Annotated in this window: 11 protein-coding genes, 2 tRNA genes and 1 pseudogene; 5 read left to right on the top strand and 9 right to left on the bottom strand. The window is 45.3% G+C overall.

Annotation, left to right across the window (positions count from 1 at the left end):
• Positions 1-28: 28 nt before the first annotated feature.
• A pseudogene (locus VOA_RS19935) lies at positions 29-845 on the top strand (histone deacetylase family protein); the annotation flags it as partial.
• A 62-nt stretch (positions 846-907) separates the two neighbouring features.
• Here VOA_RS19935 and VOA_RS03260 read toward each other — a convergent pair.
• From VOA_RS03260 to VOA_RS03275, 4 genes are all read right to left on the bottom strand, one after another.
• A tRNA-Ser gene (locus VOA_RS03260) sits at positions 908-998 on the bottom strand.
• Between the two features lie 163 nt (positions 999-1,161).
• Positions 1,162-1,238: transfer RNA gene (locus VOA_RS03265), tRNA-Pro, on the bottom strand.
• A gap of 63 nt (positions 1,239-1,301) precedes the next feature.
• Positions 1,302-3,113: a DUF3413 domain-containing protein gene (locus VOA_RS03270; protein ID WP_000228458.1), complete on the bottom strand. Its 1,812-nt coding sequence runs from the start codon at positions 3,111-3,113 to the stop codon at positions 1,302-1,304.
• A gap of 34 nt (positions 3,114-3,147) precedes the next feature.
• Positions 3,148-3,363 (bottom strand): YejL family protein, encoded by a 216-nt coding sequence (locus VOA_RS03275; protein WP_001123171.1) that lies wholly within the window; start codon positions 3,361-3,363, stop codon positions 3,148-3,150.
• Positions 3,364-3,447: 84 nt separating this feature from the next.
• On the opposite strand from VOA_RS03275, the gene yejK reads away from it, so the two are divergent.
• Complete coding sequence (gene yejK / locus VOA_RS03280) at positions 3,448-4,449, top strand: nucleoid-associated protein YejK (RefSeq protein ID WP_000051793.1); 1,002 nt, start codon at positions 3,448-3,450, stop codon at positions 4,447-4,449.
• A 153-nt stretch (positions 4,450-4,602) separates the two neighbouring features.
• Positions 4,603-5,793, top strand: coding sequence for an Hpt domain-containing protein (locus tag VOA_RS03285; protein WP_000442536.1), 1,191 nt, complete (start codon positions 4,603-4,605; stop codon positions 5,791-5,793).
• 48 nt (positions 5,794-5,841) lie between these two features.
• Here the strand turns inward: VOA_RS03285 and nhaC are convergent, their stop codons facing one another.
• A complete protein-coding gene (gene nhaC, locus VOA_RS03290; protein WP_000938458.1) occupies positions 5,842-7,281 on the bottom strand; it encodes a Na+/H+ antiporter NhaC in 1,440 nt (479 codons plus the stop codon).
• A 425-nt stretch (positions 7,282-7,706) separates the two neighbouring features.
• On the opposite strand from nhaC, the gene asd reads away from it, so the two are divergent.
• Positions 7,707-8,819, top strand: coding sequence for an aspartate-semialdehyde dehydrogenase (gene asd, locus VOA_RS03295; RefSeq protein WP_001263687.1), 1,113 nt, complete (start codon positions 7,707-7,709; stop codon positions 8,817-8,819).
• 90 nt (positions 8,820-8,909) lie between these two features.
• On the opposite strand, the gene VOA_RS03300 is transcribed toward asd, so the two are convergent.
• Together VOA_RS03300 and VOA_RS03305 are read right to left on the bottom strand one after the other, a co-directional pair.
• Complete coding sequence (locus tag VOA_RS03300) at positions 8,910-9,776, bottom strand: ion transporter (protein WP_000070399.1); 867 nt, start codon at positions 9,774-9,776, stop codon at positions 8,910-8,912.
• A 51-nt stretch (positions 9,777-9,827) separates the two neighbouring features.
• Positions 9,828-10,466, bottom strand: a complete 639-nt coding sequence (locus tag VOA_RS03305) for a YchE family NAAT transporter (protein WP_001190426.1) — start codon at positions 10,464-10,466, stop codon at positions 9,828-9,830.
• 624 nt (positions 10,467-11,090) lie between these two features.
• On the opposite strand from VOA_RS03305, the gene adhE reads away from it, so the two are divergent.
• On the top strand, positions 11,091-13,778 hold the full coding sequence (adhE, locus tag VOA_RS03310; RefSeq protein ID WP_001145585.1) for a bifunctional acetaldehyde-CoA/alcohol dehydrogenase: 2,688 nt from the start codon (positions 11,091-11,093) through the stop codon (positions 13,776-13,778).
• 149 nt (positions 13,779-13,927) lie between these two features.
• On the opposite strand, the gene VOA_RS03315 is transcribed toward adhE, so the two are convergent.
• Both VOA_RS03315 and rne read right to left on the bottom strand, forming a co-directional pair.
• Positions 13,928-14,803 (bottom strand): DMT family transporter, encoded by an 876-nt coding sequence (locus VOA_RS03315; RefSeq protein ID WP_000219902.1) that lies wholly within the window; start codon positions 14,801-14,803, stop codon positions 13,928-13,930.
• A 289-nt stretch (positions 14,804-15,092) separates the two neighbouring features.
• Positions 15,093-18,176, bottom strand: a complete 3,084-nt coding sequence (gene rne, locus VOA_RS03320; RefSeq protein ID WP_000827328.1) for a ribonuclease E — start codon at positions 18,174-18,176, stop codon at positions 15,093-15,095.
• Positions 18,177-18,219: the final 43 nt, after the last annotated feature.

Below are 18,219 nucleotides of genomic sequence, written 5' to 3'. Positions count from 1 at the left end.
AGTTCCCTCGAATTACGCAACAAAGCCCCAACAAACACAAAACGAAGAGTGGCGAGAAGCATTTGGATTTTTTACACCACAAATAGCTGAACTCTCCTTGGTGAAGTCATTGCATGATTCAGAATATGTACAGGCCTTGTTGGATGGAACACTGCCAGCAGCCAAGATGCGCCGAATTGGTTTTCCTTGGAGTGAAAAACTGATTGAGCGTATGTTGCTTTCTGTGGGAGGAACCTGCTTAATGGTCGAGCGAGCTTTGCTGTCAGGCGTCGCAATCCACCTTAGTGGTGGGTATCACCATGCTCACGAGGATTTTGGCAGCGGTTTCTGTCTGTTTAATGATTTGGCGATTGCAGCACACTTCGCACTCTCTTTGTCTGGTGTTGATAAAGTTCTGATCATTGATAGTGATGTGCATCATGGTGATGGAACGGCAACCTTGTGTGCGGAACGTGACGAGATCATTACCCTTTCTTTTCACTGTGATAAGAATTTCCCTGCACGTAAACTCGCTTCTGATATGGATATAGAGTTTACTAAGCAGACAGGGGGATGAGGAGTTTTTATCCACATTTACTCAGGTGGTTGAGATGGCGGTGAATCTTCATCAGCCTGACCTCATTATTTACGATGCGGGGGGGGATATTCATAGTGATGATGAGCTGGGCTATTTGTCGATTTCACAAGTGGCTATCGCGCAACGAGATCGTTTTATATTGGATTTGGCAAAGCAGGAGAGCATTCCAATCGCTTGTGTCATAGGTGGTGGGTATCGCGAAGACCATGCGGCACTCGTGCCATTGCATCTTGAGTTACTGAAAGCGGCGTTAAGCGCAGGGGATTGAAGTGAAATTGTGGACATACGTAAAAGCAAAAAGCCGCTGAATAATCAGCGGCTTTTCTAATGTGGCGGAGAGATAGGGATTTGAACCCTAGGATAGCTATTAACCATCGCCGGTTTTCAAGACCGGTGCTTTCAACCACTCAGCCATCTCTCCTTTGTGGGCGCATAATATCGACCCGATGCTTGCTTGTAAAGCCCCTAAAACACTGTTTGCTCTAATAATGTACACTTGGTCAATGTTTTTATTGCTAAGCGCTATTTTTTACAAGTTTTAAAACGGAAAAGGGGAGTTTCTAAGAAACTCCCCTTTAGGTGTATGGTCGGACTGAGAGGATTTGAACCTCCGACCCCCGACACCCCATGACGGTGCGCTACCAAGCTGCGCTACAGTCCGATGGGCGTAATCTAATAACTTTTACCAAGTGCGTCAACCCTGAACTGACTTAAAATAATGAATTTAATTATCTTTTGCGTAAAAACGCTGCAATTCGGTTAAACCTTGCATTAATACTGGTAAAGTAGGGTTTGTTTGCTTAAGACGCTGGTATTCTGCGTCATAAACTTTGAAGTTGCCAAACTTATCAATAACAGTCGTTTGCTCATCGGTGATTAAAGCTAATTCGCGCGAATCACCTGCTAAAATCCATTTACGCTTACTTTCATTAAATAGGTTTTTGCCACTGCTGTAATCAATAGGATTCGAGGAAACGCCAAGCAAGTCCTGCATCAGGGTTACCGAAAAATCGAGATGGCTAGAGCGATGAGTATAAATACCAGCTACTTTACCGGGCCAGTGAATGACCATAGGCACTTGTAATTGATAGCGGCTGTAGTTGCTATTCGATCCCCATGTATTGGTTCTTGTCTCATTAAACTCAGTGCCGTGATTAGAGGTTATTACAATTACGGTATTATCTAATAGAGCAAGTGATTCAAGTTGGTCAAGTAATCCCTTAATCACTTGGTCAGCTTGAGTTACAGAGGCATTATAGGCGCTGCGTAAGCGATCTTCCGCTGATGTTTTTTGAGCTGTGCTGTTTGTCAGTTCAGAAAAAGCTTCAACAGTGCTTAGCTCTAAGTAACTGAACCACGGCTTTTTGTGTGCGGTTTGCACCCACTCGGACCACGCTTTTACGGCTTGCTCATCCAAACTGCTACCATTATTACCCGCTGCAATTGTGGCGAGCTCTAAAGAGCGGAACATCGTTTCTTTGTATAGTGGGTCTGAGAAATCATTACCGCTAAATAGTCCAAACTGATAGTCATTTTTCTTCATGACATCAATCAGCACTGGCGCATTTCCTTGTACGCGAACACTGCTCGCATAGGTGCTCGGTAAGCCATAAAACAAACCAAACAGGCCAAACATATCGTTGCTTGAGCTGTAGTGATTAACAAAGTTAAGGTTCTCGCTGGCAAACTGATAGGTGCTTGGCATGAGTTCTGCGGTTAATGCATCAGCACGTAAATTGTTAATGCTAACCACGAGTACGTTAAGGTTATTAGCTCGGCGGTTAAACTCTAACGGTTCGAGCGGATAAGTCAGTCCATCGATATTGTTATTTTGTTCCGCAAGACGTTTAGTGTATTCCTCCCGATCCAGCAGACCATGCTTCTCCATAAAGGACTTGGCAGTCATAGGATAGGAGAGAGGGAAGTTCGCACGCTGACTGGTCACCGCAGAATACAAGTAAGCATCTGACCATACATAAATCAGATGGCTAGTAATAAAGCTGACAAAAAACACAGCAGCTAATGGGCGACCAACACGCTTATGCGACAACTTACGCTGTTTACGCCATACCCATTCGGACAATCCGAGTTCAAGCAGGAAAATCAGCGGTAGCACAACAAATAGGTGCTGAAGATCCGCACTAACACTGCTGGTCTCGTCATTAAAAAGAAGCTCCCACACAACGGGATTCAGGTGCAGGTTAATGATCTGATAAGCTTGGGTATCAATAAGTAAAACAGTGAGCCCCAAAGTCGAAAAACAGACAGCAATAAATCTGAACAAGCTGCGTGATGGAATAACAAAGGTAAGAGGAAAAAGCACTAATAGGTAGAGTGCGAAAACAAGAAAACCAAAATGCCCAACCCAAGACAGCACCAAATAGAGCTGTCCAAGCAAAGTTTCTGGCCAAGGTGATTGAGATATATATCGCGTACCAATCAACATGGCTGCGATGATATTGAAGAAAGCAAACCAGTGCCCCCAACCGACTAGACGAGAGACTCGATCACCGTATGTATTTCCGCTATCTACCATGTGCTTTTTCTATTTATTGGTTAAATGGGTCAATTTAGCTTTGCAAAGATGACACTAACGCTTGCGCGAATTTTTCTGCAATTACTTTACGTTGCGAAGCAGCAACGTTTTGATTGAGTACATTGGTAGCGATATTACCAACCACCATTAAGGTGAGCTCTGGTGAAGCATTGTGTTTGTTTAGTACCGCAGCAATTTCAGTCAGAATGGATTCAACGTGTTCGTCACTGTATTTAGATGTAATAGGCATATTGACTCTGATGATGATAGTAAAAGCGGCTTATGATAACCTACTATGCCTGACAACTGAAACCAGAACGATGATTATTTCACTATGAGCCTATTCCTTTCTAACGTGATTTTGCACCAACTCCGTAAAAACGATAACGATGAGTTGGTGGTGAACTATCGCGCTGAATCTCTTCGCAATGATACGTCAACTGAAAACTTAGTCGCTGAGTTACATCGTGTTTTTAATGCAAAAGCAGGTAAAGGTTTCGGTTGCTTTAAGTCAGACAGTGAATTTCAGCTTTGGTTGCAAGAGATGCGCCGTGGCGAATTACCTTTCTACGATTTTTCACAACAAAGTGCGCAGCGCCTGAAAAATGAGTTAGCCAAGTATCCTTTTGCCGATGAAGGCATTTTGGTTATGGCGGAATATCAATCGCTGGCTACCGATTACCTGTTTATTGGTTTACTGCCACTCAACCAAAGCCTGAAAGTTACAGAAGGGTTAGACATCAGTGCCACTGATTATTTGGATATCAACAAAATGGATATCGTGGCGCGTATTGATCTCTCCAGTTTTGAAACCGACAAAGAATCAAAACGTTACCTGAGCTACATTAAAGGTAGAGTTGGTCGTAAGGTAGCCGATTTCTTCCTTGATTTTCTGCAAGCTGATATTGGCCTGGATACTAAGCAGCAAAACCAGGTGCTGATGCAGGCGGTAGAAGATTTCTGCGCTGATGCAAAATTCGAGAAAGATGAAGTGATCAGCTACAAGAAGCAGGTTTATGAATATTGTAACGATCAAATCAAATCGGGTGATGAAGTTAAGGTGCAGGAGCTTTCTGGAGAATTGCCGCCAAGCAACGAAGGTGTGAGCTTCTTTGATTTCACTCGTGAGCAAGGTTATGAGTTGGAAGAGAGTTTCCCAGCGGATCGTTCAACTGTACGCAAACTCACCAAATATGTGGGCGCGGGTGGCGGCTTGAATCTGAGCTTTGATAGCTTGCTGCTTGGAGAGCGCGTTTTCTATGATCCAGAAACTGACACGCTAACCATTAAGGGAACACCGCCTAATTTGCGTGATCAATTAACCCGCTTACGCTAAACCCCAAGAGGCAGCAGCCTTTATTCAGTAATTTAATATTCTTATCAAGAGAGCGATCGCGCTCTCTTTTTTTTACGCAAATTGTCGCATGAATCATCAAGGATAAAATTTACGTATATGCTTGATCTTAGGTTTTAACTAGGATGACTAGGCATGGAACGGACTTTATCGAGCAAGCCTTTTAAAAACAAAGTTGTGATGACGATTTTCGTTGTTTGGAGTGTCATAGCAGCATCCATGATGTGGCAGTTTCATCAAATTTCGTCTTCTTCGAGTACTCTAGATGAGTTAAACAATCGGTTAATGCATTTTCGCGATACGCTCTATTTTTCACAGCCTTATCGTTCAAACCAAGCCTCAGATTTAGAATTGGAGCTCTCATTACTTTTTGCTTTGCGGATGCAAATTGAAGCAGAGCGAACCACACTCTGGTACGTTGCCGATGTACAGCAACTTTTATATCAAATTGATCGATTTATAGAACAAGCGAGAGCATTTTTAGATATTGAGCTGCAACCAACTGCTTTGGCTGAAGCATTGCGCCAAGATAGGCGAAATTTTCAGTCTAATGAAGCACTGTTGAATGACTATTACCAATTAGGCGCTCTGAGTTTCGAGGCTCTTTTTGCTGATCGTAAAAATCATCCGGAGATTTATCGTCATTTAGATCACATACTCAGGAACTCTCTTCGTTTACCCAGTCGCGAGCAGGCCGAGTTACAGGGGGCTTTAGCTCAGATCTCTCGCTTGCTGACGCAATATGCTGAAGGGGAAAACATAGCGAGTAAGATGCTCCGTCATGCAGTATACGAAGAAGCTAGCCAGTTAGAAGAAGCATATCATCATCAGTTGTGGCTAATCCTAATAGTGTTGGTATTCAGTAGTCTCGTTTGCATGCTCGCTCTTTGGATTGTGCCCCCATACTGCGCTGAGCGGGTTCTAAAACCGGAAAAGAATCGATTGCTAGATCATCAAAGTGATGAAAAAAATAGCTATGTGGATATTGTGCATATAAATCAAGTGTTGAATGGCAATCTCGATTCTGTCCGTCAGTTACTGAATGTTTTTCTGGAAGATCACAAAAACGATGATGAGAAAATTCGGGAACGGTTACTGAGTGAGCCAGAGGTTGCGCAGCGAATCAGTCACAGCTTAAAAAGTGTTGCCACAAGCCTTGGGGCTGAGCGATTAAAAAATACGGCGGCTAAAGTAGAAAGTGAGCTTCACTCTGGGAAGGTTCCGAATGAAAAGGTGCTGGATAGCCTTTCTACTTACCTTGCGCATACGGTGCAGGAGGTTGAATGGCATTTGGCTCGTTTGCAAACTCATTCGACAGCCTCGTAAATGATAAAGAGCACCGAAGCGCTCTTTAATGCTAGATATCAGATGTACTTATGCCGAGACTGGAATCTTTTGTGATTCAGTGTTTTCTTCAGCATTCAGCGTAGCTGTTGGCTCACATTTATCGACAAACCAGCCGCAGTAAGATGTGACGATGGTTACGATAATACACACGAAGCTCAACCACATAAATGGAGCGTAAGAGAGGGTAGCAACACCCAAAATACTCGCCATATAGATGCCGTTGTCACTCCATGGCACCATGCCAGAGGTGAGCGTGCCGCCGAATTCTGCGTTACGAGACAAGTTCTTACGTTGATAGCCTAAACGGTCGTAGTTCTTAGCACAGATTTTTGGCGTCAGGATAAGTGAAACATACATTGCGGAACCAAACACGTTACCCATAAAGGCTGTGCCGATGGTGCTCGTTGCCAATGAACCAGGGCTAGTTACACGGCGTTCAAATAATTTAGCGATGGTTTCCAGCACGCCGACCTTATCCAACAGGCCACCAAAACCAAGACCGAACACGATAACTGCTACTGAACCTAGCATGGATGACATGCCACCACGATTAAGAATCGCATCAATGAAGCTCACGCCTGATTCAATATTGTAAGGAGCCCATGCCGTGTTGAAGGCTTGTAGGAAATCTACATCTTGAATCATCACGGCCCAAATAATGCCCAGCAGTGAGCCAAAACTGATCACAGGGAAGGAAGGCATACGCATTGCCAATAGGCCAAGTACGATCAACACAGGGACAAAAGAATAAGGCGTGATGTAGAACTGCTGTTCCATCGCTGCAATGACAGTCTCTACTTGAGACATATCAACATTACCCGCGTAGTGGAAACCAAACAAAGTAAACAGAATGCCGGTGATGACATAGCTGATCAGGGCAATCGGCAGCATGCCTTTAATATGCTCCATCACTTCTACGTTCGACATGGATGAAGCCAAGATTACCGAGTCAGACAATGGAGACATTTTATCTCCGAAGTAACAGCCTGATAGTACCGCACCTGCCGTGATTGGTGCCGGAATACCAAGGCCTTGGCCGATCCCCATCATGGCAATGCCGGCTGTACCTGCAGCGCCCCAAGAGGTACCTGTTGCTAAGGCGGTTAATGAACAAATCACCATAGTGGCTAATAAAAAGATAGAAGGGTGAATTGCTTTCAAACCGTAGTAAATAATGGTTGGAACAATACCGCCGGAAATCCAGGTACCAACCAGTGCTCCAACAGCAAGTAGAATTAGGACTGCGCCTAAACCATTTGAAATGCCATTTAAAGCCGCGGTTTCGAGATCTTTATATTTGTGTCCTAGGCGAATACCCAAGGTAATAATAACGAACCAGCCGATGTACAGGGCAAGCTGGATAGGTAAATCCAATTGTGCGGTAAATGAAAACGCTAACAGTAAAAATAGACCAAGAGCGATGATTACTTGGGTCAAGCTTGGTAGGCGTTGTTGGGCTTGTAACATAATTAAGAGCCTCTTATCCAATCGTTAGTAAGGAGTCAGGATATCCTTATTGAGTCGGAGTGCACTTTACCGTAGTTAAAATAATATATCGACATTAAAGCTATTTGTTGTGATTTATATCGTTCACTTGGTTAATGCGTGGTGTTTAATGTTTGTTAATTGGGTTGGCAATGAAATCAAATCTTTTGTAATGTGGCTTTATTGTGTAACAAAAAATAAGTTTTTTGGTAAAAATCTGACGCCAATACTCTAAGTTGATTAAAAAGTGAGAGTTTTAAGGGGCTTGCCGCAAAAAGCACGAGAACTTAGCTAGAAGGATAAGAAAAAGTTGTGAGATTTGGTAAGAAACGCTTGAGATTTAAGGCTGAACCACTTATAGATGGAGCCAGTGATTTGACATTGGATCTACACGGAGAGTATGGAAAATGAGAGTAGGTTTAGTAGGTTGGCGTGGCATGGTTGGCTCTGTCCTGATGCAACGCATGGTAGAAGAGCGCGATTTTGATCTAATTGATCCCGTTTTCTTCAGTACATCGCAAATTGGTGTTCCTGCCCCTAATTTGGGTAAAGATGCAGGCATGCTGCAAGATGCGTTTGATATCGAAAGCCTTAAGCAGCTCGATGCAGTGATCACCTGTCAAGGTGGTAGCTATACAGAAAAGGTTTACCCTGCATTGCGTCAAGCAGGTTGGAAAGGGTATTGGATTGATGCCGCTTCCACTTTACGTATGGATAAAGATGCCATCATCACCCTTGATCCTGTTAACTTAAAACAAATTTTGCACGGTATTCACCATGGCACCAAAACCTTTGTGGGTGGTAACTGTACCGTGAGCCTGATGCTGATGGCATTAGGTGGTCTCTATGAGCGCGGTTTGGTGGAGTGGATGAGTGCAATGACTTATCAAGCTGCATCAGGTGCTGGTGCACAAAATATGCGCGAGTTGATTTCGCAAATGGGCGTAATCAATGATGCAGTGAGTTCTGAGTTGGCAAACCCAGCAAGCTCAATTTTAGACATTGATAAAAAAGTGGCAGAAACCATGCGTTCTGGCACTTTTCCAACCGACAACTTCGGCGTTCCTCTTGCGGGTTCATTGATCCCTTGGATCGATGTGAAGCGTGATAACGGACAGAGCAAAGAAGAGTGGAAAGCTGGCGTAGAAGCCAACAAAATTCTTGGTTTGCAAGATTCTCCAGTTCCGATTGATGGTACTTGCGTGCGTATCGGTGCAATGCGTTGCCACTCTCAAGCTCTGACCATCAAGCTGAAACAGAATATTCCACTGGATGAAATCGAAGAGATGATTGCCACTCACAATGATTGGGTGAAAGTAATCCCGAATGAGCGTGACATTACCGCGCGTGAGCTGACGCCTGCGAAAGTGACAGGTACACTGTCTGTTCCTGTTGGCCGCTTACGTAAGATGGCGATGGGGGATGATTTCCTCAATGCTTTCACAGTGGGTGATCAATTACTGTGGGGGGCGGCTGAGCCACTACGCCGTACCCTGCGTATCATCTTGGCTGAGAAGTAATTCGCATTAGTTCCCAATTGTTACCAGCACTAAAATGATGAAAGCGCCAATCGGCGCTTTCTTTTTACTAACGCTTACCTAGGCATCGTCTTATCGTTCCTCACGATTGAGGTGATGGTTTTCAACAGGAACCACCCGTTTATCTGGGTCGGCTAATTCACTGCCACAATGCTTACAAAATAAAGCATCTGACTCATGGCCGGATAGGGCGCAATTCGGACATTTCACTAAGGTTCGGTGAGCGTGCATCTCATTATTCAGTTCGGCGGTGATGATCCCCGTTGGAACGGCAAGAATAGAGTAACCCAATAGCATGGTCATGGACGCAATAGTTTGCCCTAGAGGGGTTTTCGGAACTAAATCCCCATAGCCAACCGTGGTGATGGTCACAATTGCCCAATAAATACTGGTTGGGATACTGGTAAAACCATTCTCAGGACCTTCAATCACGTAAATCAACGCGCCAAAAATCGTTACTAAAATAGCGACTGTACTGAAAAAAATGAAAATTTTACGTCTGGCAGCCAGTAAGGAACGCATAAGAAGATGCGAGTCTTGCAGGTAGCGTACGAGCTTGAGAATTCGGAATATCCGCATGATGCGAAGTAATCGAATGACGCCGACAATACTGGCCGATGGGAAAATAAAGCTTAGATATGTCGGCAAAATCGCCAGCAGATCCACGATACCGTAAAAACTGCGTGCGTAAGCACTGGGCTTGGGCGAGCAATAGAGTCGTAAAGCGTATTCCAGAGTAAATAAGACTGTGAAGAGGTATTCCGCAATACGCAGTGAAGATTGCCATTCACTCATCGAGGGAAGTGACTCTAACACCAGTAATACAAGTGAAGAGAGAATGGCGCTGATTAGGCAGAGATCAAACAGCTTACCCGCAGGGGTGTGAGTGCCGAAGATGATCACATAAAGACGATGTTTTAAATGAACTGGATTGGACATGATATTGCGACGTCAAAGGTACATCGCAATATCATAGCGGCGTTGTCTGCGTTAGGCTAATCCGGGGAAGAGGCTTCTTAGGCCATTCGCAATAAACTCAATCCCCAAGGCTCCCAAAATAAGCCCCATGATACGGGTGATCACGTTAATGCCCGTTTGTCCTAGTAAACGCACAATATAAGGCGCAGAACGGAACAGCAGCCAAGAACAGAAGCTGAAAGCAACAACGGTCAGAATGATCCCCAAGGTATCAAACATATTCGGATAACGCGCACCATAAACGATGGTGGAACTGATAGCACCAGGGCCCGCCATCAGTGGCATTGCTAATGGAACAACAGCAATTTGCTCGCGGCTAATGTATTCCGATTTCTCTTGTTTGTTCTGTTTATCCTCACCGAGCTTACCGCTCATCATCGAAAACGCGATACTCAACAGCAGTAAACCACCCGCAACACGGAAAGAGTCTAGGGAAATGCTGAACAGATCCAGAAGCATCTGTCCTGCTAGTAGTGCAATGATCAAGATGATTGCAACGGCAATATTGGCGGTTGCTGCAGTTTTGTTTTTCTCTTCCAAAGTCATGTGGCCAGTAAGAGAAACGAACACAGGCATAATGCCCACAGGGTTTACTGCAGCCACTAGGCCGAGAAAGAATTGGAGGAATATAGCAATTTCAAAGCTTTGCATGATGAAGTCTCGTAACCATCGCAGAGAGGTAAAGAAGCGTGCGTAATGTAAGTCAAAGATAGCAAAAGCACGAATGAAAAAAATTGGGTCACCGCAGATTATTATGTGAGAAAAACTAATTAATGGCTAAGGATGAAAAGGGTTAGTGGTTTTTTTGTAGCGCTTTCATCTGCTGTTGTGTTAATTCGTTAACATTCACACATTTGTTGTAAAAAACAAGCTCACATCTGGTGGTCTTTGCCATTATCGATATACTCCTAGTGGCACGTAAAGAACCGCAAAGAAGTGGCTTTAATGTGCAAAAATGAAATTTTTTTACAGAGTGTTGTAGTTTTTTTAGTTGTAAAAGTTCAAGTGTGGTTTTTTTAATCAGTGGTGGTTTTTGGTTTAATTTCTTTTAATTCATATTGTTAGATTGTATCAATGCTAGCGGTTACCACTTCTTGGGTAATTAATTTTTCATAACTGATCTGAGTCAATTTTTTTCATAGTCTGAAATATTATACTCAGCCATGAAAGCAATTTACTAAGTTGGTTGTAAGTAAGTCATTGAGTGAAAGTAAAAACTGACTGCGGCACACTTACTAAAGAGTTTTAACATTTTTTAATTTTAGGAGATTCATTATGCCTGTTACTAATCTGGCTGAACTTGATGCTCTGGTTGCTCGCGTTAAAGCAGCACAAGCTGAATTTGCTACTTTCTCTCAAGAACAAGTAGACAAAATCTTCCGCGCAGCATCTCTCGCAGCAAACCAAGCGCGTATCCCGCTAGCTCAAATGGCGGTAGAAGAATCAGGTATGGGTATTGTTGAAGATAAAGTAATCAAAAACCATTTTGCTTCTGAGTTTATCTACAACAAATACAAAGACGAAAAAACCTGTGGCATCTTAGAAGAAGATGAAAACCTAGGTACTATGACCATCGCAGAGCCTGTTGGCATCATCTGTGGTATCGTCCCAACGACTAACCCAACCTCAACCGCGATCTTCAAATCACTGATTTCTCTGAAGACTCGTAACGGTATCATCTTCTCTCCACACCCACGTGCGAAAAACTCAACCAACGCAGCAGCGAAACTGGTTCTGGATGCCGCAATCGCAGCGGGTGCACCAAAAGACATCATCGGTTGGATTGACCAACCTTCAGTTGAGCTGTCAAACGCTCTGATGAAACACGATGGCATTGCACTGATCCTTGCGACAGGTGGTCCTGGTATGGTGAAAGCGGCTTACTCTTCTGGTAAACCAGCCATCGGTGTAGGTGCAGGTAACGTTCCAGTTGTTATCGATGAAACTGCAGATATCAAACGTGCGGTTGCTTCTATCCTGATGTCTAAAACGTTCGACAACGGTGTAGTGTGTGCTTCTGAGCAAGCGGCTATCGTAGTGAGCGAAGTTTACGACGAAGTGAAAGAGCGTTTCGCAACGCACAAAGCGCACGTCCTGAGCAAAGCGGATGCAGACAAAGTGCGTAAAGTGCTGCTGATTGATGGCGCTCTGAACGCGAAGATCGTAGGTCAACCAGCTGCTGCTATCGCTGAAATGGCAGGCGTAAAAGTACCTGCAGATACTAAAGTGCTGGTGGGTGAAGGTCTGGGCAAAGTCTCTTATGACGATGAATTCGCTCACGAGAAACTGTCTCCAACACTTGGCCTGTTCCGTGCTGACAACTTCGAAGACGCGGTTGCACAAGCAGTAACCATGGTAGAGATCGGCGGTATCGGTCACACCTCAGGTCTGTACACCAACCAAGACGTTAACGCAGACCGTATCCGTTACTTCGGTGACAAACTGAAAACTGCCCGTATTCTTGTCAACATCCCAACCACTCACGGTGGTATTGGTGACCTGTACAACTTCAACGTTGCACCGTCTCTGACTCTGGGTTGTGGTTCTTGGGGTGGTAACTCAATCTCTGAGAACGTAGGTCCTAAGCACCTAATCAACAAGAAAACTGTTGCGAAGCGAGCTGAAAACATGTTGTGGCACAAACTACCTAAGTCTATCTACTTCCGCCGTGGTAGCCTTCCAATCGCGCTGAGCGACCTAGAAGGTAAAAAACGCGCATTCCTAGTTACTGACCGTTTCCTATTTAACAACGGTTATGCAGACGATGTGGTTGCCCTGCTGAAAGCGCAAGGCATGGAAGTTCAGACATTCTTCGAAGTAGAAGCGGATCCAACGCTGTCTGTAGTAGAGAAAGGTGCGGCAGCAATGCAAAGCTTCCAACCAGATGTGATTCTCGCTCTAGGTGGTGGTTCACCAATGGATGCGGCGAAGATCATGTGGGTAATGTACGAGCACCCAGAAACTCACTTCGCGGAACTGGCAATGCGCTTTATGGATATCCGTAAACGTATCTACAAGTTCCCTAAAATGGGTAAAAAAGCTGAGCTTGTTTGTATCACTACCACTTCAGGTACGGGTTCAGAAGTGACTCCATTTGCGGTTGTTACTGACGATAAGACTGGCGCTAAGTACCCACTGGCAGACTACGAACTGACTCCTCAAATGGCGATCGTAGATGCGAACCTAGTGATGAACATGCCTAAATCTCTGACTGCTTTCGGTGGTTACGATGCGGTAACTCACGCACTAGAAGCTTATGTATCAGTTCTAGCGAATGAATACTCAGACGGTCAGGCTCTGCAAGCACTTAAGATGCTGAAAGAGTACCTACCTTCAAGCTACGCGAACGGTGCGAAAGACCCAATCGCTCGTGAGAAAGTACATAACGCAGCAACCATCGCAGGTATCGCATTTGCGAACGCTTTCCTAGGTGTATGTCACTCAATGGCGCACAAGATCGGTGCTGAGTTCCACTTACCACACGGTCTAGCTAACGCGTTATTGATTGCTAACGTGGTACGTTACAACGCGAACGACAACCCAACTAAACAAACTGCGTTCTCTCAATACGACCGCCCACAAGCACGTCGTCGTTATGCAGAAGTGGCTGACCACTTAGGCCTGAGCCAAGCGGGCGACCGTACTGCGCAGAAGATTGAACGTCTGCTTGCATGGTTGGATGAACTGAAAGCGAACCTAGACATCCCAATGTCTATCCAAGCGGCTGGTGTAAACGAAGCTGACTTCTTGGCAAAAGTGGATGAGCTAGCGGTTGAAGCGTTTGATGACCAATGTACTGGTGCAAACCCACGTTACCCACTGATTGCTGAGTTGAAAGAAGTTCTGCTGGCTTCTTACTACGGTAAGCCATTCGTAGAAGGTCAAACTTTCGAAGGCACAACTGTTATCGTAAAGAAAGCAGATCAAGAAGCAGCGAAAGCAGCGCCAAAAGCAAAAAAGTAATGTGATTGGTTTTCGCTAGCACGAAACAAATCGGGAAATACAAAACCCTCCGCAAGGAGGGTTTTTTTATGTTTTCGTTAAAGTGTAAAACAGAACAGGAGTGGTATAAGTTCTGTTTATCAACCTGTATTAGTTAGTCGCTTCGAACACTAAGTCCACATCACCAAAATAGCGGCAAGTGCGACGAGAATGAGTCCTAAGCCATCTTTAATCCGTACTTTCTGGCGCAGCCAAAATACAGAAATCAGCATAGTAAAAAATATTTCTACTTGGCCGAGCGTTTTTACATAAGGAACAGCTTGCAAAGACATAGCGCCAAACCAACCAATTGACCCCAAACAGCTGCTTGCACTCGTCAACATAACCAGTTTTGGGCGATGCCAGAGTTGCCATAAAGTCGGACGCTCTTGAATGAGTATGTAACCGATTAAGCAAAGCGTTTGCAGAGAGATAACAAAAAACAGCACCCACGCCGCACTATAGGGAAAGGGGAGTTTAGAGGCTATGCTGGCTTCTCTCACCCACAGTGACGTAAGAGCAAAAGCACTGCCACTGCCTAAACCTAGCATCACTGTAGGCAGTGAAAGTTGCCGAAAACCGCCGTGGCTACTGAGTATAAATACCCCTACGCCACCAATAACCACGCCAACCCAGCCTAACAGGGTCAGTTGAGTACCAAAAAAGAGCACACCTAGTATTGCAGCGACCAAGGCTTCACTTTTAGCAAGCCCTGCCCCGACAGCATAATTATTGAATTTGAAAAGCTTTACCATGAGTGCAGTTGCGAGAATCTGCATAAATGAGGCTCCGATGACGTAACCCCAGAAGGTAATGGAAAAGCTAGGCAGTGTGGCTGGTTGCCACTGATAGAGAGTTACAAGATAAACAGCAGCAAGCGGGCTTGCCCATAGAAAGCGTGCGAGGGTAACGCCAGCGGTGGAGACATAACCGGACAAACGACTTTGAAAAGCGTTGCGCCAAGACTGCATAAATGCTGCGAACAGCGTAAGAACAATCCATGTCATAACAAGCTCCTGAAAACAGCAGAAGCCTTATGCTAGAGAAAGGCTAAATTATCAGCAAGGTAAATTATTGGTGATTTGAAAGGGGGCTTTGTGAAGCTATCTAGCTAAAACATCGCTAGCCACTTTGTATGTAGGATCTTCTTTAAGGTTGATTTCAAGCAAGCTGCCTGCTTTGTGCAGTAGAGCTCGGAAATCTTGTTTCGGGGCTCTGCGAGCTAGTCTGAAAGTAGCCCATTCAAAAGTTCCAAAAGAAAGGGCTGCGTTAGCAGCCCTTATCGTATCGTTTTACCTATGAGAAGCTTTGTGGTTTGGCCATAGCTGCGTTGGCTTGATTGCGTGCAACTTGACTACCTGCACCACGTGCCTGATAACGCTCTGCACGTAGTGGTGCTGCGTTCACCAACACTTCACTGATCTCTTGTGAACCCGGCGCTTTAGTCATCGGTGATGATGCACTAGGTTGCTCGATTACAGCTTTAGCCGTGAGCTTTGTGTTGCTCGCTTTCGCAGGATTCACAACTTTAATTTGCTCAGCTGGTTTTTCGGTAACTACTTTATCTGCAACAACAGGTTGAACTGCAGGAGTAGCTTCTTCTTCATTCACCACTGGAGCTTCAATTATGATTTGCTCACCTAGCTCTACAACAGTTTCAGACACGGGCTCTGCAATAACCGCAGGCTCTTGCATGACTGGAGCTGGTTCAGCTACAGCAGGTTCGCGGCGTAGGATCACTTTACCCATTGCCATTTCTGGGAAAGCAAAGCCACCTAAAGTCCGTAGAGTTTCTTCGACTACACTTTCTACCACAACCGATGGAGTGACATGTGTCACATGTTGAGCTACTTCAGTTGTTTCATGGCGTGATTGTGGGCGCGGAGCTAAATCGTAGCGAGGCATCACTTTACCCATCGCCATCTCAGGAGAGGCAACCCCCCCTTTACGTAGACGGAACGGGTTAGGACGACGATCACGACCACGACGACGACGTTGACCACTCGCGCGTAGATGGCGTGGAGAACGGCGGTTACGGCGCTGTTTCTGATCATCTTCGCTATCGTCTTGAGCTGAGTCTGCGTAATCTTCTGTTGCTGTCAAATTAACAGATGCAGGCGCTTCAAACTCATTGCTGATAGGTGCAGTTTGCAGAAGGTCTAGCTCTTCAGTTGCCACTTGATCTTTCACGCGAATTTGCTTAGTCAGCTTACGGCGTTGACGACGCTCTTTCACAACAGCCGCCTTTTCTTCTTTTGGCTCTGTCGCTTTTACGTTTACGTCTTGTTGCTGAGCCTCTGCCGCTAATTGACGGCCTTGCTCTAGCAGCTTAGCGGTTTTGCTCTCATCACGCTTGTTGCGGCGATCTTGGCGTTCTGGACGATCCGTTTCTGGGCGTTCAGTACGCTCACCACGTTCTTGCTTCGGTTTACGATCTTGCGGCTTACGTTGATTGCTTGAGCCTTCTTTATCGTTACGATCACTACGTTCATTACGTTCGCCATTTTCCTCATTACCACGACGGCGGTTTCTATCACGAGGGTTACGACGACGATCATTGTTACGTTCGTTGCGTTCACGACGAGGTTTCTCAGGTTCACCCGTTTGTACAACCGGAGTCTCGGTTTGTGCTGTAACTGGTGCTGAAGAGAACAGGTTCGCAATCGCTTTAAACAGACGACTAAACAGACCAGGTTGTGCAGGCTTCACCACTTCAGTAACGATTTGTGGCTCAGCTTTTGGCTTAGGTGCTGGAGCTGGTACGGCTTCTGCTGGTGCAGCAAAACCTTTCAGTACAGGTTCTTCAATGCGTTTTGGTTTCAGATCAACATCTAAAACTTCTTTGCCTTCCGCTTCTTTCATCGCTTCCAGCTTTTTCGGGATCAGGTAAGACAGGATGTCCTGTTCTTCACCGTCACGCACTCGGATCACTTCAAAGTGTGGCGTTTCCATATCGGAATTTGGCACGATAGTGATACGAACTTGTTGCGCTTTTTCAATGTGGTTGATTGAGCGACGCTTTTCGTTTAACAGATAAGAAGCAATAGACACGGGTACCACCGCAAGTACTTGCGAGGTGTTGTCTTTCAGTGCTTCTTCTTCAATTAAGCGCAGAACCGACAGTGCCAAAGATTCGTTATCACGAATCACCCCAGTTCCTGTACAACGAGGACAGATGTGGTGGCTAGCTTCTGCCAGAGACGGGCTCAAGCGTTGGCGTGACATCTCAAGCAGACCGAAGCGTGAAATGCGGCCGATCTGAACACGAGCGCGGTCAACACGTACGGCTTCACGTAGACGGTTTTCTACTTCACGTTGGTGGCGCACAGGTGTCATATCGATAAAATCGATAACGACTAGGCCACCTAAGTCACGTAGACGCAGTTGGCGTGCGATCTCATCAGCAGCCTCAAGGTTGGTATTGAGAGCGGTCTCTTCAATATCGCCACCTTTGGTTGCGCGTGCTGAGTTGATGTCGATAGACGTCAAGGCTTCCGTTGGGTCAATAACGATTGAACCACCAGAAGGCAGGCGAACTTCGCGTTGGAAAGCCGATTCAATCTGGCTTTCGATTTGGAAATGACTGAACAGCGGCACTTCGCCATCGTACTTCTTAACACGGTTAACGAAGTCAGGGCGCACCAAACGAATATGCTCAAGAGCACGTTCGTAAATGCTGGTGCTGTCGATAAGAATTTCACCGATATCACGACGCAAGTAATCACGGATTGCACGAACAATCACGTTACTTTCTTGGTGGATAAGGAACGGTGCAGGGTTTGAATCAGACGCTTGCTTGATGGCACCCCAGTGCTTAAGTAGTACGTTTAAGTCCCACTCTAACTCTTCGGCACTTTTTCCAACGCCTGCAGTACGGACGATAAGCCCCATACCTTGTGGTAGTTCAAGTGAGCTGAGTGCCGATTTTAGTTCAGTGCGTTCATCACCTTCAATACGGCGAGAAATACCGCCAGCACGAGGGTTGTTGGGCATAAGAACAAGATAGCTACCCGCTAGAGAGATAAAGGTGGTGAGTGCCGCACCTTTACTACCGCGCTCCTCTTTTTCGATTTGCACGATCACTTCCTGACCTTCGTTCAAAACATCTTTGATGTTTGGACGACCTTGGTAGCTGTAACCATCAGGGAAGTATTCGCGAGCAATTTCTTTGAGAGGGAGGAAACCGTGTCTTTCAGCACCGTAATCAACGAATGCGGCTTCTAGACTAGGTTCAATACGGGTAATGCGGCCTTTATAGATATTTGCTTTTTTCGATTCGTGCCCCGGACTTTCAATATCCAGATCGAACAGACGTTGGCCATCGACCAACGCGACACGCAACTCTTCTTTTTGAGTTGCGTTAATTAACATTCTTTTCATTTAGAAATCTCATTTTCTTAATATAGTTTTGATTCTTTTTTGT

This window comes from Vibrio sp. RC586 (assembly GCF_000176715.1).
In the GTDB taxonomy this organism is placed as follows: Bacteria; Pseudomonadota; Gammaproteobacteria; order Enterobacterales; family Vibrionaceae; genus Vibrio.
The sequence above is the reverse complement of the archived record's forward strand: the minus strand, read 5'-3'. Positions and strand labels throughout refer to the sequence as shown.

What these genes read in the sequence shown, in the direction of transcription:
- VOA_RS03270 (WP_000228458.1), bottom strand. Translation starts at nt 3,113, where the DNA reads ATGGTAGATAGCGGAAATACATACGGTGATCGAGTCTCTCGTCTAGTC.
- VOA_RS03275 (WP_001123171.1), bottom strand. Translation starts at nt 3,363, where the DNA reads ATGCCTATTACATCTAAATACAGTGACGAACACGTTGAATCCATTCTG.
- yejK (WP_000051793.1), top strand. Translation starts at nt 3,448, where the DNA reads ATGAGCCTATTCCTTTCTAACGTGATTTTGCACCAACTCCGTAAAAAC.
- VOA_RS03285 (WP_000442536.1), top strand. Translation starts at nt 4,603, where the DNA reads ATGGAACGGACTTTATCGAGCAAGCCTTTTAAAAACAAAGTTGTGATG.
- nhaC (WP_000938458.1), bottom strand. Translation starts at nt 7,281, where the DNA reads ATGTTACAAGCCCAACAACGCCTACCAAGCTTGACCCAAGTAATCATC.
- asd (WP_001263687.1), top strand. Translation starts at nt 7,707, where the DNA reads ATGAGAGTAGGTTTAGTAGGTTGGCGTGGCATGGTTGGCTCTGTCCTG.
- VOA_RS03300 (WP_000070399.1), bottom strand. Translation starts at nt 9,776, where the DNA reads ATGTCCAATCCAGTTCATTTAAAACATCGTCTTTATGTGATCATCTTC.
- VOA_RS03305 (WP_001190426.1), bottom strand. Translation starts at nt 10,466, where the DNA reads ATGCAAAGCTTTGAAATTGCTATATTCCTCCAATTCTTTCTCGGCCTA.
- adhE (WP_001145585.1), top strand. Translation starts at nt 11,091, where the DNA reads ATGCCTGTTACTAATCTGGCTGAACTTGATGCTCTGGTTGCTCGCGTT.
- VOA_RS03315 (WP_000219902.1), bottom strand. Translation starts at nt 14,803, where the DNA reads ATGACATGGATTGTTCTTACGCTGTTCGCAGCATTTATGCAGTCTTGG.
- rne (WP_000827328.1), bottom strand. Translation starts at nt 18,176, where the DNA reads ATGAAAAGAATGTTAATTAACGCAACTCAAAAAGAAGAGTTGCGTGTC.